The sequence below is a fragment of the Arthrobacter sp. 05L44 genome (assembly GCF_056397605.1).
The window spans coordinates 20,419-46,211 of record NZ_JBFTNS010000008.1; the positions used below are offsets into that span (position 1 = coordinate 20,419).

Below are 25,793 nucleotides of genomic sequence, written 5' to 3' on the forward strand. Positions count from 1 at the left end.
CAGCCAACTCCCGGCAACGGCAGGCAAGATAGGAGCATGTTGGTTCCCTCCCGCCGCCGGCTGCGGCTCGAAGTCTGGATTGTCCTGGGCCTGTCCCTGGGGCAGTCGGCGGTGTACTCGGTGGTGCAGCTGCTGGACAAGCTGACCCGGGCGCCGCTGGCCCAGGGCACATCCACGCTGAACCGGTCGCAGAGCAGCCGGGAATATTTCGACCTCACGTATCAGCTCCTGGACATCATCTTCGCCCTGGTGCCGGTTGCCCTGGTGATCTATTTCCTGACCGAGCTCCGGCCAACGGTCGCGGCCGCCGGGGCCGGGAGCACCGGCACGTCGGCGTTCCGGAAGCTGGGCTTCAATTTCGCCCGCCCGGGCAAGGACCTGCTGCACGGCATCGGGCTCTTCGCCCTCATCGGCGTCCCGTCGCTGGGGCTCTACGCCGCCGGCCGGGCTTTGGGCATTACGACGGCGATCATCCCCAGCGCGCTCGACTCCTACTGGTGGACCGTGCCGGTCCTGATCCTCTCCGCGATCCGGCACGGCATCGTGGAGGAAGTGATTGTGGTGGGGTACCTGCTGGACCGGTTCGGAAAGTTCGGCTGGAGTATGCCGCTGGCCATCTTCGCCAGCTCCATGCTCCGCGGCAGCTACCACCTGTACCAGGGCTTCGGCCCCTTCATTGGCAACGCGGTCATGGGCGTCATATTCGCCCTCATCTACACGCGGACACGGCGGGTAATGCCGCTCGTGATCGCCCACGCGCTGCTCGACATCGTCGCATTCGTCGGGTTCAGCCTCTTCGGGAAAGCCATCGGCCTGGGCTGAGTCAGCAGGGTCACCCCGCCGGGGTTCCGGCCTGTGGGCGGAAAATGTCTTATTTCGACACAGGACTCATCAGGACAGGGCCCCAGTCCGTAACATTGGAGCTATTCCAGGCTTCGGCTTGCTAAATACGCTGCAAAGGACTAGGTCATCTTGTCGCTTGAATCATTGCCCATTTTGGATTTCTCGCTTCTGGCTGCGGGCCCCGAAGAGGCCGCACGGTTCCGGAACGATTTGCGCGATGCCATGCGCGAGGTCGGCTTCATCTACCTCTCCGGCCACGGCGTCCCCCAGGAACTCACCGATGCCATGCTGGACGTCTCCCGGCGCTTCTTTGCCCTCCCCGAGGACCAGAAGCTCGCCATCGAGAACGTCCACAGCCCGCAGTTCCGCGGCTACACCCGCGTGGGCGGCGAGATCACCGACGGCGCCGTCGACTGGCGCGAGCAGATCGACATCGGCGTTGAGCGCGACGCCGTGGAGCCCGGGCCCGGCGTCGCCGACTACTGGCGGCTGGAGGGGCCCAACCTGTGGCCCGACGGACTGCCCGACATGCAGGAGGTTGTGACCGAATGGACCGATCGCCTGAGTGAAATTTCGCTTTCCCTGCTCCGGGCCCTCGCCGTCTCGCTCGGAGCGCCCGAGGACACCTTCGACGCCGCATTTGCCGCGCGGGCCTTCCCGCTGCTGAAGATAGTGCGGTACCCGGGGGAGTCCGATCCGGAGCCCAAGCAGGGTGTGGGATCCCACCGCGACGGCGGGGTCCTGACCCTGCTCCTGGTCGAGCCCGGGAAGGGCGGCCTGCAGGTCGAATACCAGGGCAGATGGATCGACGCGCCCCAGGTGCCCGGCACGTTCGTCGTCAACATCGGCGAGATGCTCGAGCTGGCCACCAACGGGTACCTCAAGGCCACGCTGCACCGGGTGATTTCGCCCCTGCGCGGCACCGACCGGATCTCCCTGCCGTTCTTCTATAACCCGGCCCTGGACGCCACCATGCCCCGGCTGGCCGTCAGCCCGGAATTCCAGGCCCAGGCCCGCGGACTGTCCGTGGACCCCACCAACAGTCCGATCCTGGAGACCTATGGTGACAACGCCCTCCGCTACCGGCTGCGGGCACACCCCAACGTGGTGGAAGTGCACCACCCGGACCTGCTGAAGGCCTGAGACGGGACCAGCAGACGGGACCAGCGGCTTAAAGGAATTCGGCCGCCGGCGGTGGGTGGCATCATTGGCACCCGCTGCTGGCGGCCGAAGTGTAGGGGAAACCGTCAGATAGTGACGGCGCCGGAATCCGTTTCGAACGTGACGGAGAGGATCCCAGGCGTCCCGTGCGGGGCCAGCCAGTTCACGTCCACGTCCTCCAGCGGCTTGCCCACCGGTTCACCCAGCCACTCGGTGACCCGCTCGGCCGAACCCGCGATGGTGAGCGCAGACATCTTGACGCTGCTCTCGTAGGCGTTGGACGGGTGCAGCGCGGGATCGCCTTCCCACTTGAGCATGTAGGGCACCTGCGGGTCGGCGATCAGGCCGAGGATGCCGATCTGCTTCCAGACCAGTTCCCGTCCGTCAGGGAACTTGCGGTTGCCGTTGACGGCCGCGCGGCCCAGGCGTTCCTCGAACGGGCCGAGGTCGTCGACCTCGACGCACCAGCCCATCCAGCCCCCGCCGGCCGCCGAGCGTGCCCGGACGGCCTGGCCGAAGGGTGCCTTGTCCGACGCCGGGTGGTCCAGGACCTCCACGACCTCAAGGTACTTGTGCCCGGCGAGCGGAATGATCATGTTGCGGGTCCCGAACCGGGGGTGGACTCCGCCCTTGACGGCCTCGACCCCAAGGGCCGAAGCGATACGTTCGGTGGTGGCAGCCAGGCCATCCTGTTCACAGGCGTAAGAGACGTGATCCATGCGCATGCCATCATCTTGGCACTTTGTGATGGAGCTCTCAGCTTAGGGTGTCCTAACCCAGGTGGGATGTCCTTTTCCGAGCCCTGCGCACGCCGTCGTTCTTCATTTTCGTCACAAACCTATCCTGCCGCCGGGACCGCTTCCTAGACTGAATCCAGGTCATGAGCGCCAGCATCAAGCCCCGGCTTGCTGGCCGGCAACCCTCCAAACGCGGCGGGGTGCCCCGGGTGAAGACCTGGCCCACCGGCGCCCGCCGGCGGGCAAGCGCGGCTGCCAGCGCCGTCCCGGCCCCGAGGCCGGAGTCGGGCTGCGCCCGTAACAAGGAGCACTCCGATGTCCAACGCCTGGTCCTTTGAAACCCGCCAGATCCACGCCGGCCAGGAGCCGGACGCTGCCACCGGCGCCCGGTCACTGCCTATCTACCAGACGACGTCGTTCGTCTTCCCCAGCGCCGAAAGCGCCGCCAACCGCTTCGCGCTCGCCGAACTCGCGCCCATCTACACCCGGATCGGGAACCCCACCCAGGACGCCGTCGAACAGCGGGTGGCCAGCCTGGAAGGCGGCCTTGGGGCGCTCCTGCTCAGTTCCGGCCAGGCCGCCGAGACCTTCGCGATCCTCAACATCGCCGAGGCAGGCGACCACGTGGTGGCCAGTCCCAGCCTGTACGGCGGAACTTACAACCTGCTGGCCCACTCGCTGAAGAAGTTCGGCATCGAAGTAACCTTCGTCGAGGACCCCGACAATCTGGACCAGTGGCGGGACGCCGTGCGGCCGAATACCAAACTGTTCTTCGGCGAGGTGGTCTCCAACCCCCGCCAGGACGTGCTGGACATCGAGGGTATCGCGGACGTGGCCCACCAGGCCGGCGTCCCGCTGATCGTGGACAACACGCTTTCCACGCCGTACCTGATCCGTCCGATCGAATGGGGTGCCGACATTGTGGTCCACTCGGCCACCAAGTACCTCGGCGGTCACGGTGCGGCGATCGCTGGCGTGATCGTCGACTCCGGCAACTTCGACTTCGGCAAGGACCCGGACCGCTATCCGGGCTTCAACACCCCGGATCCCACTTACAACGGCCTCGTCTACGCCCGGGACCTGGGGGCGGACGGGGCACTGGGCGCGAACCTGTCCTATATCCTCAAGGCCCGCGTCCAGCTGCTGCGCGATCTCGGCTCCGCCGTCTCGCCGTTCAACGCCTTCCTGATCGCCCAGGGCATCGAAACCCTGAGCCTGCGCGTGGAGCGGCATGTCGCCAACGCCACCCGCGTGGCCGAATGGCTGGAGGCCAGGGACGACGTCGAATCCGTCGCCTACGCCGGGCTGCCGTCCAGCCCCTGGTTCGAGCGCGGCCGCAAGTACGGGCCGAAGGGAACCGGCGCCGTCGTCGCCTTCAACCTCGCCGGGGGAGCGGAGGCCGGCAAGCGGTTCGTCGATGCCCTGGAACTGCACTCCCACGTGGCGAACATCGGTGACGTGCGTTCCCTGGTCATCCACCCGGCGTCGACCACCCACAGCCAGCTCTCGCCGGAGCAGCAGGCGGTGGCCGGCGTCAATCCCGGGCTGGTCCGGCTCTCGGTGGGCCTCGAGCACATCGACGACATCCTCGCCGACCTCGACGCCGGTTTCCGGGCCGCGAAGGACGCCTGAGGGGCGGCGGCGCCGGGGTCTGGCTGTCACACAGCCGTCACAATCTTCGCGCTGGCGCCGCCGGCTTTCGTAGAATCAAGGCAGGTCATGAGTGCCAGTGACAGCCCCGGCTTGCTGGCCGGCAACCCTCCTTCTGCGGCGGGGTGCCCCGGGTGAAGACCTGGCCTGCCGGTCAGCTGACGGCGGGCAAGCGCGAAGTTAGGTCCTCACATGACGATTGCCGTCACCCGCACGAGTGTACCCGAAAACCAATCCTCCGCCAGCGCTGTACCGGCCGGCGCTGACCCGGATGGCACTGTCCCGGATGGCACTGTGCAGCTCGTGCAGGTGGGGTCGCTGGTCCTTGAATCCGGGGCCACCCTTCCCGACGTCACCCTCGCCTACGAATCGTGGGGGACGCTCAATGCGGACGCATCCAATGCGGTGCTGATCCAGCACGCCCTCACCGGCGACACCCATGTCACCCGCGGCGCCGGGGCCGAACCGGGGTGGTGGGAGCAGCTGGCCGGCCCCGGGGCGCCGGTGGACACGGACAAGTACTTCGTCGTCTCCATCAACATCCTCGGCGGCTGCTACGGCTCCACCGGGCCCTCCACCGCCGCGCCGGACGGGCGGCCCTGGGGCTCGCGGTTTCCGCTGGTCACCCTCCGGGACAGCACAGCGGCCGAGGCCCGGCTCGCCGACGCTCTCGGGATCGACAGCTGGTACGCCGTGCTGGGCGGTTCGCTCGGCGGTGCCAGGGCACTCGAATGGGCGGTCAGCTACCCGGAACGGGTGCGTCGGTGCGCCGTGATTTCCGTCGGTGCCAGCAGCACCGCCGAGCAGATCGCTTTCGCTCAGGCCCAGACCCTGGCCATCCGGCAGGACCCCAACTTCAAGGGCGGGGACTACTACGGCGGTCCGGAGCCCGACGCCGGCCTGGCGCTGGCCCGGCGGATCGCGCACATCACCTACCGCTCCGCGGCCGAGCTCGACGGGCGCTTCGGGCGGAACGCCCAGGCCGCCGAGGCCCCGCTCGGCGCAGGGTCGCTGGCTGGCCGCGGCCGCTACCAGGTTGAGAGCTACCTGGACCACCAGGGCAACAAGCTGGTGCGCCGCTTCGACGCCAACAGCTATATCGCCATCACGGAGGCGCTGATGAGCCACGACGTCACCCGCGGCCGGGGAAGCCTGGAGCAGGCCGTTTCCCGCGCCACGGCAGCCTTCTTCGTGGCCGCCGTGGACTCGGACCGGCTGTACTTCCCGGCCCAGTCCCGGGAACTCGCCGAGGCCCTGCCGGGGGACGTGCCGCTGCATGTCATCGAGGCCCCGATCGGCCACGACGGCTTCCTGACCGAGATCGGCCAGCTCGGGGACCGGCTCCGGAGCGACTTCTTCGCGTAGCCCACCCTTCAGCGTGTGCATTTTTGCAGACGCCCTCTGCGCGATTAGTTGTTGAGCCTGCCGCGTTCCGGGACCATACTCGTGGAGAATGACGCCGTGTGTCCCAACTCACACACGCGTTGTCAACTTAATGGTCCACAGGGTGTCGAAGATGACGCCGAAGGAGTTCGCATGAGTACGGAAAACGCCGCCGCACGGCGCGCAGAGGAACCGGACGTCAAGACGTCCGGGCTAAAGAAGGTCGTCACCGCCTCAATGGCAGGGACGGTGGTGGAGTGGTATGAGTTCTTCCTCTACGCCTCCGCCGCCACCCTGGTGTTCGGCAAGATGTTCTTCCCCAACTCCGGGTCGGATCTGGACGGCATTCTCGCCGCCTTCCTGACCTACGCGGTGGGCTTCGTGGCCCGCCCCATCGGTGGCATCGTCTTTGGCCACTTCGGTGACAAGTTCGGCCGCAAGCAGCTGCTGCAGCTGAGCATCGTCCTGGTCGGCGTCTCGACCTTCCTCATGGGCTGCCTGCCCAGCTTCGCGCAGATCGGCTACTGGGCACCGGCCCTCCTGGTCTTCCTGCGCTTCGCCCAGGGCTTCGCCGTCGGCGGCGAATGGGGCGGCGCCGTCCTCCTCGTGGCCGAGCACAGCCCGAGCAAGTCCCGCGGCTTCTGGGCCAGCTGGCCGCAGTCGGCCGTTCCCATGGGCAACCTGCTGGCCACCGCCGTGCTGTTCATCCTGTCCTCCACGCTCTCCTCCGCCGACTTCCTGGGCTGGGGCTGGCGCGTCGCCTTCTGGCTCTCCGCCGTGATCGTCGTCATCGGCTACTACATCCGCACCAAGGTCCAGGACGCCCCGATCTTCGTCGAGGCACGCAAGGAAGTCCTCGCGGAAAACAAGGGCTACGGCGTCGCCGAAGTCTTCCGCCGCTACCCCCGCGGCGTGTTCACCGCCATGGGCCTGCGCTTCGCGGAAAACATTCTCTACTACCTGGTGGTCACCTTCTCCATCACGTACCTGAAGACCGTGGTCCACGCCGACACGGCACGGATCCTGCTGCTGCTGCTGGTGGCGCACGCCATCCACTTCGCCGTGGTTCCTGTGGTGGGCCGGCTCTCCGACCGCTTCGGCCGCAAGCCGGTCTACATGGCCGGCGCCGTCCTGGGCGCGACCTGGGGCTTCTTCTCCTTCCCGATGATGGACACCGGCAATGACTTCATGATCCTCGCCGCCGTCATCATCGGCCTGCTCTTCCACGCCCTGATGTACGCCGGGCAGCCCGCCATCATGGCCGAGATGTTCCCGACGCGCATGCGCTACTCCGGCGTCTCGCTCGGCTACCAGGTGACCTCGATCGTGGCCGGTTCGCTGGCTCCGATCATCGCCGTCGCACTCCTGAGCCAGTACAAGTCCTCCGTCCCGGTGGCCATCTACCTGCTCATCGCCTGCGCCGTCACCGCCGTCGCGGTCTTCTTCCTGAAGGAAACCCGCGGCATCTCCCTGCACGACGTCGACGCCGCTGACGCCCAGGGCACGGCCGACCTGCTCGCTGCAGGCAAGCGGTAGCCGGAAAGCTACTGACCGCACTAACAAAAAGACAGCAGCCCCCGACCCCGCAGCGCGGGCATCGGGGGCTGCCGTCGTGTTGCCCTTAGGACCTGGCGGTTGCAAGCTTCGAGCGGACCCGTACCAGGGGTGCTTTCGGATCCTGCGGCTGGGGGATAGCGGCCAGGGCAAACTGGTCGATGACCCCGGGCCGGAAAACGAGGCACTCCGTGGAACCGCCGAACTGGAAGTACCCGAGCTCGTCGCCCTTCTCCACATGGTGGCCCGGGACGATCTCCGGATCGATGACGCAGGACGAGACCTCAATCATGCCCACGGGAATCACCGCCATGAGCCCAATAACGGGGTCGTCCGCCTGGATCAGGATGATCGCCCGGGCTGCGACGTGGGCCAGGTAGGACTGCGAAACGGTCGGGTCGACGGCGTCCGCCCCCTCGGATTCCGCTTCGGAGAAGTACGTGCCGTCCTTGAGGTACGCCCGCACAATCGTTCCAGCGACGGGGGAGTGCCAGCGGTGATAGTTCAGCGCGCTAAGGAACGCCTGGTACACCGTCCCGCCGACAAACTGGTCCACAGATTCGTCCCGGGCGAGCAGGTCATCGAGTGAGTAGGGCTGGTTCTTAACCCAGAACCGGCTCTGGCGCTGGACATCGGAGCTGATCTTGTAGGGCGTCGACTCGCATGCGCTGACAATCACCTTGTCGTCCTCCGGTGCCGCGACCGGCCGGGAGGTTGCAGTGAGACGGCGCGCAAAGAAGTCGTTCCACGACGTGAAGCCCCAGTGCTCGGCGAGGGCGTCGTGCTGGTAGTCGTCCATACCGACAACCTGCCGTGCCTTCTCCGACATCCACCCGGACGGTGAGGTATTCAACACGTACAGCGAGTCCTCGCTGGTCAGGAACTCACACCAGGCGTCCAGGACTTTGCGGAACATGGCCACGATCCGGGGATCGCGGTGGGCCGCGAATCCGGCCTCGGTTCCCATGGTCCAGTCCAGGATTGCGGTCAACGGAGTGGTGACCATCCCGCCTTCGCTGAACTCGGGAGCCATCGTCAGGACCTCATTGATCAGCCGGAGCATCTGGTCAACGCTCGTGAGGTGCCGTTTCCTGTAGGGCTTGGACTTTGGAACCTGCTCGATCATCTCGGTCATGTAGAGACGGACAACCGGATCGCTGGCTATGAGCTCTTGGAACTCGACGATTACGGGGTGCAGGGGAATATCGTCCCCCCTCGCCTCCACTCTTTCCCGGTGGCCCGCGATCCAGTCCTCGAGTTCGTCCTGATGCTCGGGCAACCAGCCGCCCGGCCGCCGGACACTGTTGGAAGAAGAGTTGATAGTCATAGGGGCGAGCCTACTCGGGCCGGCTGGTGATTCGGATGACTCGTGCCTGATGGACGGCGGCCAGGGCAACGCCGCTGGCGGCGAGCCTGAGGGCATTGACCCTGTACCAGCGCCGCAGCAGGGGTTTGCGGCGCATTTCGCTGAGCGGACGCGGGCTGAAGAACAGTTTCGGATTGACGGACCGGAGCAGGTACACGGTGGCCGCAGCGCCCGTGTTTGAACTCCGCGAGCCCGAGGAGTCGATCAGCGAGCACACCGTGGGGCTGTGCGGAATTTTGTCCCATGTCCACAATCTAGCGCTCTCCGGCCCTGTCGGGCAGTCGGAACAGAGCTCCGATGGCCCGGAGCCGGGCCGGTATTGCCACCACCCGCTCTTTGTTCTATAACGTGTATAACAAGGCGGGAGGTGGCGTGCATGATCCTCAACGTGGACCTGTCCGGCGACGTGCCGATCTACCAGCAGTTGCGGAACCAGATCGTGGAAGCGATCGCCGATGGAGTGTTGACCGAGGGCAGTTCGTTGCCGGCCACCCGGACGCTCGCCGCGGATTTCGGGATCAACTTTCACACTGTGAACAAGGCCTACGACCTCCTGCGCCAGGAGGGTTTGATCCGCCTGAACCGCAAGACGGGCGCCGTGGTGACAACGGCGGTTGCGGCCCCACCCTTCCCCGCAGAGTGGACGGCGAGGGCCCGCACCCTTTTGGCCGAGGCCGTAGCGAGAGGTTTACCGGCCGACGAGGTCCTCCAGGCCTGCCGGTCCGTGCTCGGGTCATTTGCAACACCGCGAGAGGACAAGCCATGAGTGCCGCCATAATTCTGAGCCTAGTGTTGCTTGGGCTGGTGCTCCTCCTGGCCCTGGTGCTGCCCTCGGTTACGAGCCCGATCGTGCCGTTCGGGGTGCGTGTGCCGGCCCAACATTCGGGGGATCGGATAGTAACCCGGCAGGCCCGCCTTTACCGGTGGCGGGTACTCATCAGCGGGCTGGTCGTCGCCGGAGCCGGCGTCGGCATCTATACCGCGAGCGGTGACGCGTTACTGCTGCCCTTGTCTGTGCTGGTGCTCGTCGGGGCCTGGTACGGGTGCTTCTTCCTGGCCAACCAGCAGATCCGGGCCGCGAAGGCTGCCGGCGGCTGGTACCAGGGCCTGCATCAAGGCATCGCGGTGGACACCGGGTTGCTGACCGATCCGCCCCGGTTCCCCTGGCTCTGGCTGGCCCCCGCGGCGATCATCACCGTCGCTACGGTGGTCATCGGGGTGGCCAGCTATCCGTCGATGCCGGAGGTGCTCGCGGTGCACTACGGCCCCAACGGTGCGCCCAACCGGGTGGTGGTCAAGTCGGTCGGCGCAGCGTTCTCCCTCGTGTTTGTGCAGGCCGGCCTGACTGCGCTGCTCGGGGGAATGGCGGCGGCCATCGTGCACAGCCGGCCGGACCTCGATCCGGCGCAGCCTCAAGGCTCCGCGCGCTGGTCCCGGCGTTACATGTCGCTGGGCGCCAAGTCGCTGCTCGGGCTGGTGGCGATGATCGACCTCGCGCTGCTGGGATCATCGCTGCTGATGTGGACCGGGACCGTCACACCCTGGGCGCCGCTGGTGGTGGCCGTGCCGATCCTGGCCGCCGTTGCCGCCACCATCGTGGTGTTGGCCAGGAATAACCGGGAGCGGGGCGGAGGCGGGGAAAGCACCGGCCTGACCCACGTCGACGACGACCGGTACTGGCGCGGTGGATTGTTCTACATCAACCGTGACGACCAGAAACTGCTGGTCCCGCGCCGGTTCGGCCTGGGATGGACCCTGAACTTTGGCAATCCCCGGGCGGCGATGCTGCTGGCCGGGGTTGTGGGGCTGATCAGCCTGGTGGTCGTCCTGCGTCTCGGCAGCTGACAGCCGCGGACTTCCATCGACCCTGTTTCAACCCGTCAGTACGTCCTGGCGCTCCGCGATCTCGGCCCGGACGGCTGCCAGCACCGCCTGGACCGCCGCGGAGCGCAGCGACTCGGCCCGCGCCACCGCCCAGATTGGCAGCTGCCGCTGGAAGTCGTCGGGCAGGACCGGCACGAACCCGGGTTTGCCCACGACGAGGAAATTGGGCAGCAGCCCAATCCCGGCAGCACGCCGCACGGCCTCTATCTGGGCGAAGATGCTGGTGGCCTGGAAGCTCGAGCGTGGCATCGGCAGCTGCGTGGACCGGTGGCCCAGCTCGGCGACCTGCAAGGCGGACTCGACATAGGAGACGAAGCCGTGCTGCCGGACGTCGTCAAGGGTCGCCGGCAGCCCGTGCTCATGCTCGTACTGCGGGCTCGCGTAGAGCCGGAGGAAATAGTTGCCCAGGAAAATTGTCTGAGCGTTGCTGACGTCCAGGTTGCCCACCACCACTTCCAGGTCCACCCCGGACCGGTTCTGGCTGACTTTCCGGGTGGCGCTGAGCATCTCCACGTTCAGTAGCGGATGCTCTTGCTGCAGCCGGACCAGGGCGGGGGTGACGAACTCGGCGCCGAAGCCGTCCGGCGTGCTGATCCTGACCAGGCCGGACAGCGTGTCCCCGGTCCGGGCAATCCGGCCAGACAGCGCCCCGAGCGTCCCCTCGATGGCTTCGGCCGCAGCCACCGCCTGCGACCCCAGTTCTGTCAGCTCCCAGCCGTGCGGGCTGCGCTCCAGGGTCCGGCCGCCCAGTTGTTTGTCCAGGGCGAGGATCCTGCGGGAAATGGTGGTGTGTGTGGTGCCAAGGGTCTCCGCCACGGCATTGAACCGGCCCAGCCGGGCCACAGTCAGCAGGATCAACAGGTCATCCGGGCTCGGGAGCCGCTTCAAGTCCACCTGGCGCCTTTCGTCGATGTGCATCAATGCACATGCCATCTTCACTTTTTCCCCTTGTTTGCACTGTAGCAGGGTGTGATGGTTGACACAGAACGTCCACCGTTACGGCGGACGCGGTGCCGCACCTGCACGCGGCCCACCACACGACGCATGAAACGACGCATCAAAAGCAAAGGAGCTTATGCCATGGCAGTTGTCGCCTGGATCGGACTGGGAAACATGGGCGGGTTCATGTCGGTGAACCTCGCAAAGGCCGGAAACGAGGTCCGCGGTTTCGACCTGAATCCCGAGGCCGTGGCAGCCGCCGAGGCCGGGGGAGTCAAGGCCGCCGGCAGCATCGCCGAGGCGGTGCAGGGCGCCGACGTCGTCTTCACCATGCTGCCCAAGGGCGAGCACGCCCGGGCCGTGTACCTGGGCGAGGACGGAGTGCTCGCCCACGCGGACACCCGGACCCTGCTGGTGGACTCCTCGACGATCGATATCGCGTCCGCCCAGGCCCTGCACGACGCCGCCGCAGCAGCCGGCTTCCGCTTCGTCGACGCCCCCGTCTCCGGCGGCATGAGCGGGGCGAAGGCCGCCACCCTGACCTTTATGATCGGCGGCGAGGCCGGCGCCGTCGCCGACGCCACCGAATACATCCGGCCGATGGCCGCCAACATCATCCCCACCGGCGGAGCCACCACCGGCCAGGCCGCCAAGATCTGCAACAACCTGATGCTGTTCATCAACCTCGCCTCCACGGCCGAGGGTGCTGTGCTCGCGGACCGGCTGGGCCTGGACAAACAGGTCTTCTGGGACATCGCCTCGGTCTCCTCGGGCGACAGCTGGGCGCTGCGCACCTGGTACCCGGTAGCCGGCGTCGTGCCCACGGCGGCCTCCAACAACGACTTCGCCCCGACGTTCACGGCTGAGCTTGCCAACAAGGACATCGGATTGGCCATCAGCGCAGCCAAGGACACCGGTACCCCGCTGGAAATCGGCGAACACGTCCAGCAGCTCTTCCAGCGGCTCATCGACTCCGGCCAGTCCGGCACGGACTGCTCCGCCATCGTCAAGCTCGTCGACGGCTCGTTCGAGTCCGCCAAGTAGCCCCAAGAACCTCCAGAAAGAGATCCCCATGGAACGCATTCCACACTTCATCGACGGCAACCTCGTCTCCGACGCCGATCGCTTCGGCCCCGTGTTCAATCCGGCCACCGGCGAGCAGGAAAAGGAAGTGGCCCTGGCCTCGGCGGCACGCGTCGAAGAGGCCATCGCCGCCGCCCGCGCCGCCCTGCCCGGCTGGCGCGCCACAAGCCTGGCCAAGCGCACCACCATTTTCTTCAAAGTCCGTGAGCTGCTGATGCAGCGCCGGCCGGAGCTGGCGGCGCTGCTGACCAGCGAGCACGGCAAGGTCCTCTCCGACGCCGAGGGGGAGATCACCCGCGGCCTGGAGAACATCGAGTTCGCCACCGGCCTGTCCCACATGCTCAAGGGCGAACGTTCCGAGCAGGTCTCCAGCGGGGTGGACGTCCACTCCGTCCGCCAGCCCGTCGGCGTCGTCGCCTGCATCACGCCGTTCAACTTCCCGGCCATGGTGCCGCTGTGGATGATCGGCAGCGCACTGGCCTGCGGGAACACCGTACTGCTTAAGCCGAGCGAAAAGGATCCGTCCTCGGCGATCTTCATCGCCCAGGTCTTCGCCGAGGCCGGGCTGCCGGCCGGTGTGCTCAACGTGGTGCACGGGGACAAAGAAGCAGTGGATGTGCTCCTGGAACACCCGGACGTGAAGGCCGTCAGCTTTGTTGGTTCAACACCGATCGCCCAGTCGATCTACAAGCGCGCCGCCGACCACGGCAAGCGGGTCCAGGCCCTCGGCGGGGCTAAGAACCACATGGTGGTGCTTCCCGACGCGGACCTGGACATGACCGCCGACGCCGCCGTCTCCGCCGCGTACGGATCGGCCGGGGAACGCTGCATGGCCGTCAGCGTCCTGGTTGCCGTCGGGAACATCGCGGACGATCTCGTGGAGGCGATCAAGACCCGGATGGCCACGCTGAAGATCGGTCCGGGCACGGACCCCGCCTCGCAGATGGGTCCGCTCATCACGGCCGAGCACCGCGACAAGGTGGCCTCCTACGTGGCCGGCGCCGCCGACGAGGGTGCCTCCGTGGTGGTGGACGGCCGCGCCCAGGAGTTCGACTCCCACGGGTTCTTCATCGGCGTCAGCCTGATCGACCACGTCAAGCCCGGCATGAAGGTCTACGACGACGAGATCTTCGGTCCCGTGCTCTCGGTGGTCCGCGTCGAGACGTACGCCGACGCCGTCAAGCTGGTCAACGACAACGAATTCGGCAACGGCGTGGCGATATTCACGCGCGACGGCGGTGCCGCCCGGCAGTTCGAGTTCGACGTCGAGGCCGGCATGGTGGGCGTCAATGTGCCGATCCCGGTCCCGGTGGGCACCTTCTCCTTCGGCGGCTGGAAGAGCTCGCTGTTCGGCGACACCCACATGTACGGCCCGGAGAGCATCCGGTTCTACACCCGCGGCAAGGTGGTCACCACCCGGTGGCCGGATCCCTCGACCTCCGTGATCGACCTCGGCTTCCCGCAGGTCGACTAGGCAGGTCAGCCCTTCATGATCTCCGCGCGCTGGGCCATGTAGTCCTCCATCGCGAGCTCGCCGTTGCTGTACTTCTGGTCCAGCTCGGCGAGCTTGCGGGCGCGGAAACCCTGCTGCCCGGACGGCACCTCGGGTACCGGGGGAGCCTCCGGCGCGGCCGGGCGCTGGTGCTGTTCCGGTGCAGGGGGCTGCCACTGCTGGGCCGGAGGCTGCCACTGCGGCGGCGCAGGCTGCGGCGGGTTATTCAGGTACTCCGGGCTGTCCTCGTACGGGACGGGGTACTGCTGGTTCGCGGGCGGCTGGTTCGACGGCGGCTGCGGGGCGCCGAGCTGGCCGAATCCGCCGTAGTAGTCGCGCTGGGTGAAACCGTCCCGGGGCTGGTTGCTCTGCTGGCCGGGTTGACTTCCCGGGAAGCCGCCAAAAGGCTGGCCCGGGAGCCCGCCCGGTGCGCTGCCGTTCTGCCCGCGCCCGGACGCCCGGTACCGGCGCAGCGCGAACATGATGACCGTCGCCAGGATGGCGATCCAGATGAGGGTGAACACGGCACCGTTCCTTTCAGGGGTGGTCCTTCAGCTTAACGCGCAGAGGGTGCCGCCGGTGCCCTCGGGACCGGCGGCACCCTGGCATCCGGCCGGATCAGGACCGGAGGGCCTCCTCGGCGCCGGGAGGCCCCTCGCCCGAACCGAGCGGAACTCCCGGGCCGAAGACGGGCCCGGCCAGCGGCCGTTTGGCCGTGATGCCGTCCCCGGACGAGCGGTGCCGGAGCCGGCGGACCACCCATGGTACAAAGTGCTCGCGAGCCCAGATGAGGTCACCGGCCCGGGCCTCCCGCCAGGTGCGCGGGGGCAGCGGCTTGGGGGAGAGCGGCTCCAGGGTGTGCTGCACGTTCAGCGAATCCAGCACCATGGCGGCAATGGTGTGGTGGCCCAGGGGCGAGAAATGCAGCCGGTCCGCGTCCCACATCTGCGGGTCGTTGAGCTGCCGCAAGGACCACATGTCGGCGATCACGGCGTCGTGCCGGGCCGCCACGGTTCGGAGGTTCTCGTTATAGATCGCTACCTTGCTGCGGATCCGGCCGAGGACGCTGGACCCGGTGTCCGGGCCGTTGAACAGGACCACCGTGGCGCCGCCCAGGCTGAGGATCTGAACCACCGAGTCCAGCCGTTCGGCGAGGACGTCGGGGTCGCCGCCGGGCCGGATGAGGTCGTTCCCGCCAGCAGAGAGGGTCACCAGATCAGGTTTCAGCGCCAGGCAGTCGGCCAGTTGCTGGTCCACGATCTGCTGCAGCAGCCGTCCCCGGACCGCGAGGTTGGCGTACGCGAAATCCTCGTGGCCGCGGCTCAGTTCCTCGGCCACACGGTCCGCCCAGCCACGGTGGCCGCCCGGGCTGGCCGCCTCAGGGTCGCCGATGCCCTCGGTAAAGGAATCGCCCATGGCGACGTAGCGCGTCCAGGGGTGGTTGACAGTCCGGTCCGGGTAATTCTCCATCGCTTCTGTTTCGCTCACCTTCATATCCTGCCCCTTTCCGGCAAAGCTGCGCCACCGGACCGGCCACCGGGCGGCAACTGCAAGAATGGAGCCATGACTGACGCCGCCTCCGCCCGCTCTGCTTTCCCCGCCCCTGTCGTCCTGTGGTCCGCACCCGAAGAGGCCCGCGCAGGCCGGCCCCTGCTGGTCCTGCTGCACGGCTACGGCGCCAACGAACAGGACCTGTTCAGCCTGGCGGACATGCTGCCGGCCGAGTTCGTGGTGGCCTCGCTGCGAGCGCCTTTGAACTCTGGTCCGGGCTTCACCTGGTTCCCGCTGACGGCGTCCATCGAGTACTCGCTTGAGGCCGTCAAGGATGCCGCGGCCTACACCCGGGACTGGATCGACTCCGTGCGGGCCAGCCACCCCTCGGTCACGCTGCTGGGCTTCTCCATGGGCATGGCCATGGCCACCACGCTGCTGCGTCAGCGCCCGGACGGCTATGCCGCCGTCGTCGGGCTGTCCGGGTTTGCCGTCGACGCCGGCGCGGATCCGAGCTTCCGCGACGCGGAACTCGACGGCACCGTGCCGATGTTCTGGGGCCGCGACCAGCAGGACCCCGTCATCACCCCCGACAAGATCGAGTTCACCATGGGCTGGGTGCGCAAACACGTGAAGCTCACCAAGGTGCTCTACACCGGCATGTGGCACGGCATCAACCAGCAGGAGGTCGGCCACGTGGGCGAGTTCCTGACCCATGAGGTCCTGAACAAATAACGGCCGACGGCGGCGACGATCGCCGAAGCGGGACGGAGCCCTTCCGGTTGCCCTCCGGCGGGGCCGGCCGCTGCTAGGCTCCGTGGAGGGCGACGATCCGCACGGTCTGGCCGTTCACGGTGACGGTGTCGCCGTGGTGCAGCTGGCGGCCGCGGCGGTCGTCAATTTCGCCGTTGACTTTCACCAGTCCGTTCTTGACCAGCTCAGCAGCCTCCACGCCGTCCTCGACCAGGTTGGCCAGCTTCAACAGCTGGCCCAGCCGGATCATGTCGTCGCGGATGGAGATGTCTTCGATTTCCGGGTTGCTCATACAAGCAATAATGCCTGACCAAAGGTGGCACCAATGACCCACGCACCACGGCTTCCCCTCCCCGTGGGACTGCTCCTTGCCGTTTCGGCCGGACTCCTCGTTCCTGTCCAGGGCCGCATCAACGGCGCCCTGGGGACCGTCCTGGCCGACGGCCTGGCAGCCGCGGTGGTCAGCTTCAGCACCGGCCTGGTCCTGATGATCGTGATTTCCCTGAGCCTGCCGAAGGGGCGGGCGGGGCTGGCCACCGTCCTGCCGGCGCTGCGGGAGCGGCGGTTCCCGCGCTACTACGCCCTCGCCGGCGGGATAGGTGCGCTGTTCGTCTTCGCCCAGTCCTTCACGGTGGGCCTGCTCGGCGTCGCGCTCTTCACCGTCGCCGCCGTCACCGGCCAGACCCTCAGCGGACTGCTGGTCGACCGGATGGGCATCGGCCCGGCCGGCAAGAAGCCCGTCACCGGGATCCGGGTGCTCGGCAGTGTCCTGACCGTAGCCGCCGTGGCCTGGGCCGTGTCGCCGCGCTTCGATCCCTCGGCCGCCGGCTCCGGCGGGTCCGGCCCGCTCCAGTTGCTCATCCCCGTACTGCTGCCGGTGGTCGCCGGATTCCTGATGAGTTTCCAGCAGGCGATGAACGGCACGGCCACGGTGCACTACGGCACCCCCATCACCGCCACCCTGGTGAACTTCATCGCCGGCGGCATCCTGCTCTGGCTTGTCTGGCTCATCAAACTGGCCGCCGCGGGGCCCGGCAACGCCCTCCCCTCAGAATGGTGGTATTACCTCGGTGGCCCCATGGGCTGCGTCTTCATCGCCGTCGCGGCCTTCCTGGTCCGCGGCCTCGGCGTCCTGGTCACCGGGCTCGGGATGATCGCAGGCCAGCTGCTCGGCTCGCTCGCCCTCGATCTGGCCCTTCCCGCACCGGGCACCGTCGTCGCCCTTCCCACGGTGCTCGGCACCATCCTGACGCTGGCGGCCATTGTCCTGGCCAGCCTCCCCTGGTCACGGGGAGCCCTCAAGCGCCGGTAGCCCGGTAGGCTAGGACACTGCATCACACCGTTCGCACCACCCCGCCCGGCAACCAGCCGGTGACCCGGGGCTGACAGCACGGACCGCACCCAGCGGCCCTGTAGAAATTGGAGTTCCCATGGCAGCAAAATCCGTTCTTGACCAGATCATTTCCCTCGCCAAGCGCCGGGGTTTCGTCTTCCAGGCCGGTGAAATCTACGGTGGCTCCCGTTCTGCCTGGGACTACGGACCCCTCGGCGCCGAGCTGAAGGAAAACATCAAGCGCCAGTGGTGGCAGTCCGTCGTGCGCGGCCGCGAGGACGTCGTCGGCCTCGACTCCTCCGTGATCCTGCCCCGCCAGGTCTGGGAGGCCTCCGGCCACGTGGACGTCTTCTCCGACCCGCTGGTGGAGTGCCTCTCCTGCCACAAGCGCTACCGCGCGGACCACCTCGAGGAAGAGTACGAGGAGAAGAAGGGCCGCCCCGCCGAGAACGGCCTCAAGGACATCGCGTGCGCCAACTGCGGCACCCGCGGCCAGTGGACCGAGCCGCAGGAATTCTCCGGCCTGCTCAAGACCTACCTGGGCCCCGTGGCCAGCGAAGAGGGCCTGCACTACCTGCGCCCTGAAACCGCGCAGGGCATCTTTGTGAACTTCAACAACGTGCTGACCACCTCCCGCCGGAAGCCGCCGTTCGGCATCGGCCAGATCGGCAAGTCGTTCCGCAACGAGATCACGCCCGGCAACTTCATCTTCCGCACCCGCGAGTTCGAGCAGATGGAGATGGAGTTCTTCGTTGAGCCCGGCACCGACGAGCGGTGGCACCAGTACTGGATGAAGGAGCGGATGGCCTGGTACACGGGCCTGGGTATCCGGGAGGACAACCTGCGCTTCTTCGAGCACCCGCTGGAAAAGCTCAGCCACTACTCCAAGGGCACCACCGACATCGAGTACCGCTTCGGCTTCAGCGGTTCGGAGTGGGGCGAGCTCGAGGGCATCGCCAACCGCACCGATTTCGACCTCTCCACACACTCCAAGGCCTCCGGCCAGGACCTGAGCTACTTCAACCAGGCCACCAACGAGCGCTACACCCCGTACGTGATCGAGCCCGCCGCCGGCCTCACCCGCTCCTTTATGGCGTTTATGATCGACGCCTACACCGAGGACGAGGCACCCAACGCCAAGGGCGGCGTCGACGTCCGCACGGTCCTCAAGCTGGACCCGCGCCTGGCCCCGGTCAAGGCCGCGGTGCTCCCGCTGAGCCGCAACGAGGACCTTTCCCCGAAGGCCAAGGACCTCGCCGCACAGCTGCGCCGGAACTGGAACATCGAATTCGACGACGCCGGCGCGATCGGCCGCCGCTACCGCCGCCAGGACGAGATCGGCACCCCGTTCTGCATCACCGTGGACTTCGACACCCTCGAGGACCAGGCCGTCACCATCCGCGAACGCGACACCATGAGCCAGGAACGGGTTTCCCTGGACAAGGTGGAGGGCTATCTCGCCGCACGGCTGATCGGCGCCTGACCATGGCGATCGCATACCGCGAGTGGCGCGAGGGCGACGACCTCGCGCTCCTGGAGATGTGGGGCGGCCCGGAGACCGACCAGGCGCGGCAGTTCCGCGGCGCCCTGGCACCCTCGGGCAACGCCCCGTGGCGGCGCTGCATTGTGGCCGAGGACGTCGTTGACGGCGTCGCCATTCCGGTCGCGGCAGGCGTGGTCCACGAGGCCTCCCTGCACCCGGAACGCCTCTGGGCCTACGTGGAGGTGGCCCGCGACCACCGCCGCTCCGGCATCGGCTCCACGCTGCTGGCCATGCTCCGGCACGAGGCCGGCGGCTCGCCGTCGGGCGTCACCCGGCTCCGGACCAAGGTGGAGCCCGGCACGCCCGGGGCCGCTTTCGCCGAGGCGGCCGGCCTGGCCCCGATCCAGCGGTCCCGACTGGTAGTGGTGGAGCCCGGGTCACTGAAGCTGCCCGTGTTCGGCGACGGCTCCGAGGCTGCGGCGTCCGAACAGGTGGAGGACCTGGCCACGGGGTCCGTGGAACTGAGCGACGTCGTGGGACGGTACTACACGGCCGTGCACCACTGGGACAGCCCCGGGGAACTCAGCATCGCCACCGTCCAGCGGCTCTTCCTCGATGACCTCAGCGGAGCCCATGGGGCGATCGTCCTTCGCGCGGCCAAGGCCAGTGCCTTCGGTGCGGGAGTCCCGGCGAGCAAAAAAGGGAGGCTTCAGGCTTTCGCCGTCAGCTACGCCCAGGGCGGACCGGAAACCGGCGGCGCACCGGACGCGGCAGCAGGGGCAAACCCCGGCGGTGAGCCCTCGGACGTGTTCCTGGGCCACGACCCGGAACTCTCCGACGACGACGCCCGCGCCGCAGTCCGGGACCTGCTGGCCCTCATCGCCTACCAGTACCCGGTCCTCCTGGAACTGGACGACGCGATGACGGCTCTGCGGGCCGTCGTCGAGCCCCTGCTGGAGAGCGGCAAGGCACACCAAACCGGTGCGGAAACGCTGATCGTCTCCGACCCCGCCTAGGCGGAGCCGCCCGCGGTCACCCGGGAAGGGGTTAGCGGCGGCTGCGCGCGCGCCGCGGACCTTCGGCGTCGTCCAGCCGCTGCCGTTCCTCCTCGGTGGGTGCACCGCCGCCGAGAACGGCCGGCATCCACCAGGCACCGGGCCGCGGTGTGAGCGGGAAATCGGCGATGCAGAGGTCAATCCCGTGCTGGAGCGCCTCCCGGAGCCCGGCGGTCGCGGCCGCGACATCCAGGCCGGGAGCCGGGGTGAGGGGTTCGCCCACGTGGACCCGGACCGGCGCCCGCCATGCGCGGAGCGGGGAGAATCCGTGGTGCCGGGTCATGATCCGGTGCGCGCCCCAAACGGAGACCGGAATGATCGGTACCCCCGCCTCGGCGGCCATCCGGACGGCGCCGGTCTTGCATTCGCGGACCCGGAAGCTGCGGCTCACGCCGGCCTCCGGAAGGATCGCGATGTACTCGCCGTCCCGGAGCTTGCGCACGGCGGCGTCGTAGGCGTGGGCTCCGGTGTCGTACCCGACGACGACGTGCCCCGCAGCGCTGACCGCCGGGCCGGCGAACCAGTGGTCGGCGGCGCCCTGTGTGATCAGGAAACGCATCTGGGCTTTGTTGTGCCACCACAGGAGCAGCTCCGCAATGGCGAAATCCAGGTAGCCGAAGTGGGTGATGGCCACCACCGCGCCGGTGCCCGGTGCAACCCGCCGGGAAGCGCCCTGCCGTGCGGGACCGAAAGGCGAACTGTCACGCGAAACGGCCGGAAGGTGCTCGGAACCGGTGACGGTCACCTGCACCCGGAACAGCCAGCGGAGCGCCTGCCCGGTACGGACGATCACCCGGTAGAACCGGTCGTTCGGGCGGGGACGCCAGACGCGTCGGACGCCCGGCATCTCAGCGGCCGCCCGGTTTCCGTGTGCGGCGCGGGGGCAGCGGGAAGAACCCGGACGTGGACTCGATGTATTCCTTGTAGCCGGGCCGGGCGGACATGGCCTTCTCGGTCAGCGGTTTCCCGGTCTTGCCGGCGAGGGTCCAGATCATCAGGGCGGGGGAGAGGATGGTCAGCACGCCGGGCCAGGAGTCGGCGGCGACCAGGAACAGGCCGGCCCATACGGCGGCGTCGCCAAAGTAGTTCGGATGGCGGGTGTAGCGCCACAGCCCGGTGTCCAGGACGGTGCCGCGCCGGGCCGGATCGGCCTTGAACTGAGCGAGTTGCCAGTCGCCGACGGTTTCGAAGACGAAGCCGATGATCCACAGGAGCACACCCAGCAGGGCCACCCAGCCGAGGGTGCCGGTGCTGAACATACCCACCTGGATGGTGAGCGAGACGAAGAACATCACGATGCCCTGCGGCAGGTACACCCGGCGCAGGGCGTAGGTGTTGCGGGACCCGGGGGCCGCGGCGAGCATGTCCAGGTAGCGGGGATCCTCGTGGCCGCCCCGGGCGCGGACCCCGATGTGGAGGGCCAGCCGGACGCCCCATACTGCCACCAGCGCCAGCAGCAGGAGGCGCCGGCCGTCGTCGCCGTGTCCGGCGGAGAGCAGCCAGGAGACGGCGGCCGCCACCACAAAGCCCAGGCCCCAGACGGTGTCGATGACCGAATGCCGGCTTTGGCGCACCGCGATGGCGAATATCACCGCCAGGAGGGCAGCGAGCGCCAGTGCCACCCAGGGCAGGCTGGCCAGGAACGCGTCCAGCGGGAAGGCGGCCATCACAGCACCACCGGGAGGCTCGCAGCAGCAGGCAGGACCTGACGGAATGCGTCCGTGCCCCGGAGTTCGGTGCCGGCGCTGCTGCCGAAGGCGTCAAGGATAAAGCCGTTGGCCAGGGAGTTCCAGAGCCGGACCCGGCGGAACATAAAGTGGCCGGCGCCCTTGAGCGAGACATACTCGATGGAGCCCGCGACACCCTCGGCGCGGCGGGCGTAGGCCAATGAGTTCCGGGGGCTGGTCCAGCGGTCCTCGCTGCCGTGGACGATCAGGACGCGGCGCCCGGCGAGGGGTTCCACGGGGGTGGCCGCATCAAGCCACGGCGCCAGGGCGACGACGGCCTCAACCTGGGCGTCGTCGGCGACGCAGAGCGCAGTGAGGCCGCCCATGGAATGCCCCAGCAGGTACACCGGCACCCCGGGGTGTTCGAGGCTGATCTGGGCCAGGGCCCAGCGGGCATCCTGGACCGGTGACATGTCCTGCCCGTTCCAGCCCCGGTAGCGGTTGCGGAGGGTCCAGACGGCCAGTCCGTGCGGGCCGCCCTCATTCCGGAGCGCCTGGGCGAAGGGAAGCATCCGGGCCGGGCTCAGGTGCCGGGCCCTGACGGCCTCGAAGCTGTCCGCCCGTCCGCCGTGCAGGACCAGGACGACGCCGCGCGTCTGCCCGGACGCGTCCGCGATGCTCAGTTCGGCCCTGGCCGCGGGACCGGTCCCGGCCGTGCCTTGCTCCCGGTCATCTGTCTTGCGTCTGGCCACGCTGGTGCCTCCCCGTCGTTTGTCCCTGCAATGATCAACAATAAGTTGCCCGCCGAAGTTCCCGGCCGCTGCTCCGCCGGCGACTCCACGCGGACCTCATTCCAAGAGGCATTCGGTGCAGCGGGCGCGGGGGATGGGACGGCCGGCTTCGACGCCGGCGCCGGGCAGCGTGGCCGGACCTCTTGACTCCCATCCGGGGGAAGAGTAGGCCTGTGCTCGTAAGCCTCCGGACGCCATGCCGGCTGGGAGCACAAGAACACCGTCCGGGTCGGAAACCACGACGAAATCGACGGTAGAAAAAATGAACGGAACCGACTTCGAGGCCCTGCGCGGGCAGGTCCGCGGGCAGGTCATCACGTCCGGCGATGCGGACTACGACGCCGCGCGGGCGGTGCACAACGGCATGATCGACAAGCGGCCCGCCGCCGTCGTCCGCGTGTCCCAGGTTGCGGACGTGATCGCGGGTGTGAATTTCGCCCGGGACAACGGGCTGGCCGTGGCGGTCCGCGGCGGCGGCCACAGCGGCCCCGGGTTCGGCACCGCCGATGACGCGCTGGTCATCGACTTCACCAACACCCGCGGGGTGCGGGTGGACCCGGCCGGCCGCACCGCGAGGGCGGAGGCGGGTGCCACCTGGGCGGACTTCAACCACGCCACCCATGCCTTCGGGCTGGCGACCACCGGCGGCGTCGTGGGTTCCACCGGCGTATCCGGGCTGACGCTCGGCGGGGGTATCGGCTATCTTGACCGGAAATTCGGTCTCAGCTGCGACAACCTGCTCTCCGCCGACGTCGTCACCGCCGAGGGCAAGTTCCTGACGGCCAGCGATAAGGAGAACACAGACCTGTTTTGGGCGCTGCGCGGCGGCGGCGGGAACTTCGGCGTCGTTACCTCGCTTGAATTCCGGCTGCACCCCGTGGACATGGTCCATGCCGGCATTGTCATCTACCCGGCGGAGCACGCCGAGACCGTGGCGAAGTTTTACCGCGAGCACATTTCCGCCGCGCCCGAAGAGCTCGGCGCGTTCCTGGCGTTCCACCAGGGGCCGCCGGTCCCGTTCCTGCCCGAGGAATGGCACGGGAAACCCGTCTGCATTGTGGTCGGCATGTGGACCGGCGACCCGGCGGAAGGCCCGGCCCGGTGGCAGCCGTTCCTGGACGCCGCGCCGGTGGCCGGATCCATGGTGGGGCCCATGCCGTATCCGGCCCTGAACTCGGCCTTCGACGCCATGTATCCCAAGGGCCTGCTCGCCTACTGGAAAGCGGCCTTCCTGACCGAACTCAACGACGGGGCCATCAACGCCCACCTCGAGTTCGCGCCCCGGGTACCCACGGTGCAGACCGCCGTCCACATCTATCCGATCGACGGGGCGGTGCACCGGGTGGGTGCCACGGACACGGCCTTTCCCAACCGGAACGCCAAGTTCTCCCCGGTCATCGCCTGCCACTGGGAGAACCCGGCGGACACGGCGGCGAACGTCGCCTGGGTGCGGGACTACGCGGCCGCGCTGCAGCCCTTCTCCGAAACCGCAGGCTACATCAACTTCATGGACGGCGATGACGCAGGCCGGGTCGCGGACAACTACGGCCCGAACTACCAGAGGCTGCGCGAGGTCAAGGCCACCTACGATCCGCAGAACCTTTTCCACGTCAACCAGAACATCGTGCCGGCATAGCCGGGGGGTGCCGACACCGTAAAGTTTTCGGCATGAGGTTGAACTGCTGATGGGCGCCGGACACTCACACACCGGACACTCCCACACCGTCCAGGGGCACCCCGACCCCACGCCCCGCGAACTCGCTGCCCGGAGGAAAGCCAACTGGATCCTGGCGGCCGTCCTGGTCCCGCTGACCCTGCTGACCGCCGTCGCCATGGTCCTGCTCTGGCCCTCGGGCGGCAAGGAGGGCCTGAAGCTGTCGAGCCCCTACGCGGCGGCCCCCGGCGTCAGCTTCGACACCGGGGTCATCCGGAGCGTCGTCGTCGGCGACTGTATGGACAACGCCGCACAGCCCGGCGCGGCCGCCGGCACCACGCCGGCGCCGGCCTCCCAGTGCACCTTTGCCTACACCGAGCCGGACAAGGGCGGCAACCAGGTCAAAGTTGTGATCAACCCCGACGTCGCCAAGTCGCACGGCGTTAAGGTCGGCGACAACATCCGCTACCTCAACCTCTCGAAGGCCCAGGGCGCCGCAGCCGGAGGGTCGCCCGCCTATGTATTCGTTGACTTCGTCCGTACGCTGCCGATCATCCTGCTCGCCGTCCTCTACGCCGTCGTCGTCATCGCAGTGGCTCGCTGGCGCGGGCTGCGCGCCCTGATCGGCCTGGCCGGCGCCTACGCCGTACTGGTCGCGTTTATCCTTCCCGGCCTGGTGGAAGGCAAACCGCCCCTGCTGCTGGCCCTGGTCGGATCGACGGTGATTATGATCGGGGTGCTGTATTTCGCCCACGGATTCACCGCCCGGACCTCGACGGCGCTGCTGGGCACCATGTTCGGCCTGGGCATCACCGCGGCGCTCGCGGCCTGGGCCACGGACGCGGCGAACCTGGCCGGCGTCGGCAACCACGACGCCGCCACCCTCGCCAACGTCTCCGACCACATCTCGATCTCCGGGATCATCCTGTGCGGCCTGATCATCTCGGGCCTGGGCGTGCTCAACGACGTCACCATCACCCAGTCCTCCGCGGTGTGGGAGCTGTGGGAGATCGCGCCCGGAACCTCGGCCCGGAAACTGTTCGCCGCGGCCATGCGCATCGGCCGGGACCACATCGCCTCCACGGTCTACACCATCGCCTTCGCCTACGCGGGCGCAGCCCTGCCGATCCTGATTATCGTGATGCTCTACGAGCGCCCGCTCGGCGACGCCCTGACCAGCGCCGAACTTTCCGAGGAAGTCATCCGCACGCTCGTCGGATCCATCGGGCTGGTCCTGGCAATTCCGGTCACCACGCTGATCGCCGTCCTCGTGGTCAAGGCCACCGGACTGAAGGGCGGAACGGCGGTCGACGCCGGCCGGGCGGCTCCCGCCGCCGCCGCCGGTCTGGGCAGGGAGCACGAGGCTGAGCCGCTCGGGGACGCGCGCGGGGAGCGTGAGCCGGTCGGTGTGGCGGACAGCGGTGCTGAGAGCCGCCGTCGTGGCCGGCGTGCGGCCTTGCCCGGCTGAGGACCG

Annotated in this window: 25 protein-coding genes and 2 riboswitches; of the genes, 15 read left to right on the forward strand and 10 right to left on the reverse strand. The window is 68.0% G+C overall.

Annotated features, from left to right (window positions below; translation table 11 throughout):
* The first annotated feature begins 36 nt into the window (after positions 1 to 36).
* Together AC1DHY_RS13780 and AC1DHY_RS13785 are read left to right on the forward strand one after the other, a co-directional pair.
* Positions 37 to 822 (forward strand): CPBP family intramembrane glutamic endopeptidase, encoded by a 786-nt coding sequence (locus AC1DHY_RS13780; RefSeq protein ID WP_476878457.1) that lies wholly within the window; start codon positions 37 to 39, stop codon positions 820 to 822.
* Between the two features lie 150 nt (positions 823 to 972).
* On the forward strand, positions 973 to 1,986 hold the full coding sequence (locus AC1DHY_RS13785; RefSeq protein ID WP_476878458.1) for an isopenicillin N synthase family dioxygenase: 1,014 nt from the start codon (positions 973 to 975) through the stop codon (positions 1,984 to 1,986).
* A gap of 104 nt (positions 1,987 to 2,090) precedes the next feature.
* Here AC1DHY_RS13785 and AC1DHY_RS13790 read toward each other — a convergent pair whose 3' ends face one another.
* Entirely contained in the window at positions 2,091 to 2,729 is a 639-nt protein-coding gene (locus AC1DHY_RS13790) for a VOC family protein (protein WP_476878459.1), read from the reverse strand.
* Between the two features lie 151 nt (positions 2,730 to 2,880).
* A riboswitch (SAM riboswitch) is annotated at positions 2,881 to 2,996 on the forward strand.
* A 60-nt stretch (positions 2,997 to 3,056) separates the two neighbouring features.
* On the opposite strand from AC1DHY_RS13790, the gene AC1DHY_RS13795 reads away from it, so the two are divergent.
* From AC1DHY_RS13795 to AC1DHY_RS13805, 3 genes are all read left to right on the forward strand, one after another.
* Complete coding sequence (locus tag AC1DHY_RS13795) at positions 3,057 to 4,373, forward strand: bifunctional o-acetylhomoserine/o-acetylserine sulfhydrylase (protein WP_476878460.1); 1,317 nt, start codon at positions 3,057 to 3,059, stop codon at positions 4,371 to 4,373.
* A gap of 83 nt (positions 4,374 to 4,456) precedes the next feature.
* A riboswitch (SAM riboswitch) is annotated at positions 4,457 to 4,572 on the forward strand.
* 11 nt (positions 4,573 to 4,583) lie between these two features.
* Entirely contained in the window at positions 4,584 to 5,756 is a 1,173-nt protein-coding gene (gene metX, locus AC1DHY_RS13800) for a homoserine O-acetyltransferase MetX (RefSeq protein WP_476878461.1), read from the forward strand.
* Positions 5,757 to 5,927: 171 nt separating this feature from the next.
* Positions 5,928 to 7,310 (forward strand): MFS transporter, encoded by a 1,383-nt coding sequence (locus tag AC1DHY_RS13805; RefSeq protein WP_476903772.1) that lies wholly within the window; start codon positions 5,928 to 5,930, stop codon positions 7,308 to 7,310.
* Between the two features lie 85 nt (positions 7,311 to 7,395).
* Here AC1DHY_RS13805 and AC1DHY_RS13810 read toward each other — a convergent pair whose 3' ends face one another.
* Positions 7,396 to 8,655: a phophatidylserine decarboxylase associated domain-containing protein gene (locus tag AC1DHY_RS13810; RefSeq protein WP_476878463.1), complete on the reverse strand. Its 1,260-nt coding sequence runs from the start codon at positions 8,653 to 8,655 to the stop codon at positions 7,396 to 7,398.
* Between the two features lie 10 nt (positions 8,656 to 8,665).
* Positions 8,666 to 8,947, reverse strand: coding sequence for a hypothetical protein (locus AC1DHY_RS13815; RefSeq protein WP_476878464.1), 282 nt, complete (start codon positions 8,945 to 8,947; stop codon positions 8,666 to 8,668).
* A 123-nt stretch (positions 8,948 to 9,070) separates the two neighbouring features.
* Between AC1DHY_RS13815 and AC1DHY_RS13820 the strand changes: the two genes are divergently transcribed.
* Positions 9,071 to 9,460 (forward strand): GntR family transcriptional regulator, encoded by a 390-nt coding sequence (locus AC1DHY_RS13820; protein WP_476903773.1) that lies wholly within the window; start codon positions 9,071 to 9,073, stop codon positions 9,458 to 9,460.
* The gene (locus tag AC1DHY_RS13825) at positions 9,457 to 10,539 is read left to right on the forward strand and encodes a DUF1648 domain-containing protein (protein ID WP_476878466.1); all 1,083 of its coding nucleotides are present in this window, start codon (positions 9,457 to 9,459) and stop codon (positions 10,537 to 10,539) included. Before AC1DHY_RS13820 ends, AC1DHY_RS13825 begins: the two co-directional genes overlap by 4 nt.
* 27 nt (positions 10,540 to 10,566) lie before the next feature.
* On the opposite strand, the gene AC1DHY_RS13830 is transcribed toward AC1DHY_RS13825, so the two are convergent.
* Entirely contained in the window at positions 10,567 to 11,511 is a 945-nt protein-coding gene (locus AC1DHY_RS13830) for a LysR family transcriptional regulator (RefSeq protein ID WP_476878467.1), read from the reverse strand.
* 147 nt (positions 11,512 to 11,658) lie between these two features.
* Between AC1DHY_RS13830 and mmsB the strand changes: the two genes are divergently transcribed.
* Both mmsB and AC1DHY_RS13840 read left to right on the forward strand, forming a co-directional pair.
* Complete coding sequence (mmsB, locus tag AC1DHY_RS13835) at positions 11,659 to 12,561, forward strand: 3-hydroxyisobutyrate dehydrogenase (protein ID WP_476878468.1); 903 nt, start codon at positions 11,659 to 11,661, stop codon at positions 12,559 to 12,561.
* Between the two features lie 28 nt (positions 12,562 to 12,589).
* Positions 12,590 to 14,074 (forward strand): CoA-acylating methylmalonate-semialdehyde dehydrogenase, encoded by a 1,485-nt coding sequence (locus AC1DHY_RS13840; protein ID WP_476878469.1) that lies wholly within the window; start codon positions 12,590 to 12,592, stop codon positions 14,072 to 14,074.
* Between the two features lie 5 nt (positions 14,075 to 14,079).
* On the opposite strand, the gene AC1DHY_RS13845 is transcribed toward AC1DHY_RS13840, so the two are convergent.
* Both AC1DHY_RS13845 and AC1DHY_RS13850 read right to left on the reverse strand, forming a co-directional pair.
* Positions 14,080 to 14,616 (reverse strand): hypothetical protein, encoded by a 537-nt coding sequence (locus tag AC1DHY_RS13845; RefSeq protein ID WP_476903774.1) that lies wholly within the window; start codon positions 14,614 to 14,616, stop codon positions 14,080 to 14,082.
* Between the two features lie 94 nt (positions 14,617 to 14,710).
* The gene (locus AC1DHY_RS13850) at positions 14,711 to 15,586 is read right to left on the reverse strand and encodes an SGNH/GDSL hydrolase family protein (protein WP_476903775.1); all 876 of its coding nucleotides are present in this window, start codon (positions 15,584 to 15,586) and stop codon (positions 14,711 to 14,713) included.
* 69 nt (positions 15,587 to 15,655) lie between these two features.
* Here AC1DHY_RS13850 and AC1DHY_RS13855 point away from each other — a divergent pair, with 69 nt between their 5' ends.
* A complete protein-coding gene (locus tag AC1DHY_RS13855) occupies positions 15,656 to 16,318 on the forward strand; it encodes an alpha/beta hydrolase (RefSeq protein WP_476879736.1) in 663 nt (220 codons plus the stop codon).
* Between the two features lie 73 nt (positions 16,319 to 16,391).
* Here the strand turns inward: AC1DHY_RS13855 and AC1DHY_RS13860 are convergent, their stop codons facing one another.
* On the reverse strand, positions 16,392 to 16,628 hold the full coding sequence (locus tag AC1DHY_RS13860; protein WP_476879737.1) for an RNA-binding S4 domain-containing protein: 237 nt from the start codon (positions 16,626 to 16,628) through the stop codon (positions 16,392 to 16,394).
* Between the two features lie 33 nt (positions 16,629 to 16,661).
* On the opposite strand from AC1DHY_RS13860, the gene AC1DHY_RS13865 reads away from it, so the two are divergent.
* From AC1DHY_RS13865 to AC1DHY_RS13875, 3 genes are all read left to right on the forward strand, one after another.
* Positions 16,662 to 17,648 carry a DMT family transporter gene (locus AC1DHY_RS13865; protein ID WP_476879738.1) on the forward strand — a complete coding sequence of 329 codons (987 nt, stop codon included), beginning with the start codon at positions 16,662 to 16,664 and terminating at the stop codon, positions 17,646 to 17,648.
* 118 nt (positions 17,649 to 17,766) lie between these two features.
* Positions 17,767 to 19,152 carry a glycine--tRNA ligase gene (locus AC1DHY_RS13870; protein ID WP_476879739.1) on the forward strand — a complete coding sequence of 462 codons (1,386 nt, stop codon included), beginning with the start codon at positions 17,767 to 17,769 and terminating at the stop codon, positions 19,150 to 19,152.
* A 2-nt stretch (positions 19,153 to 19,154) separates the two neighbouring features.
* A complete protein-coding gene (locus tag AC1DHY_RS13875; protein WP_476903776.1) occupies positions 19,155 to 20,168 on the forward strand; it encodes a GNAT family N-acetyltransferase in 1,014 nt (337 codons plus the stop codon).
* Between the two features lie 31 nt (positions 20,169 to 20,199).
* Here the strand turns inward: AC1DHY_RS13875 and AC1DHY_RS13880 are convergent, their stop codons facing one another.
* From AC1DHY_RS13880 to AC1DHY_RS13890, 3 genes are read right to left on the reverse strand one after another with little or no spacing between them, the layout of a single operon-like run.
* Positions 20,200 to 21,054, reverse strand: a complete 855-nt coding sequence (locus tag AC1DHY_RS13880; RefSeq protein WP_476879741.1) for a lysophospholipid acyltransferase family protein — start codon at positions 21,052 to 21,054, stop codon at positions 20,200 to 20,202.
* 1 nt (position 21,055) lies between these two features.
* On the reverse strand, positions 21,056 to 21,874 hold the full coding sequence (locus AC1DHY_RS13885; protein ID WP_476879742.1) for a DUF1295 domain-containing protein: 819 nt from the start codon (positions 21,872 to 21,874) through the stop codon (positions 21,056 to 21,058).
* A complete protein-coding gene (locus AC1DHY_RS13890) occupies positions 21,874 to 22,626 on the reverse strand; it encodes an alpha/beta hydrolase (RefSeq protein ID WP_476879743.1) in 753 nt (250 codons plus the stop codon). Before AC1DHY_RS13890 ends, AC1DHY_RS13885 begins: the two co-directional genes overlap by 1 nt.
* Positions 22,627 to 22,927: 301 nt before the next feature.
* Between AC1DHY_RS13890 and AC1DHY_RS13895 the strand changes: the two genes are divergently transcribed.
* A complete protein-coding gene (locus tag AC1DHY_RS13895) occupies positions 22,928 to 24,301 on the forward strand; it encodes an FAD-binding oxidoreductase (protein WP_476879744.1) in 1,374 nt (457 codons plus the stop codon).
* 49 nt (positions 24,302 to 24,350) lie between these two features.
* The gene (locus AC1DHY_RS13900) at positions 24,351 to 25,787 is read left to right on the forward strand and encodes a YibE/F family protein (RefSeq protein ID WP_476903777.1); all 1,437 of its coding nucleotides are present in this window, start codon (positions 24,351 to 24,353) and stop codon (positions 25,785 to 25,787) included.
* The last annotated feature ends 6 nt before the right edge of the window (positions 25,788 to 25,793 follow it).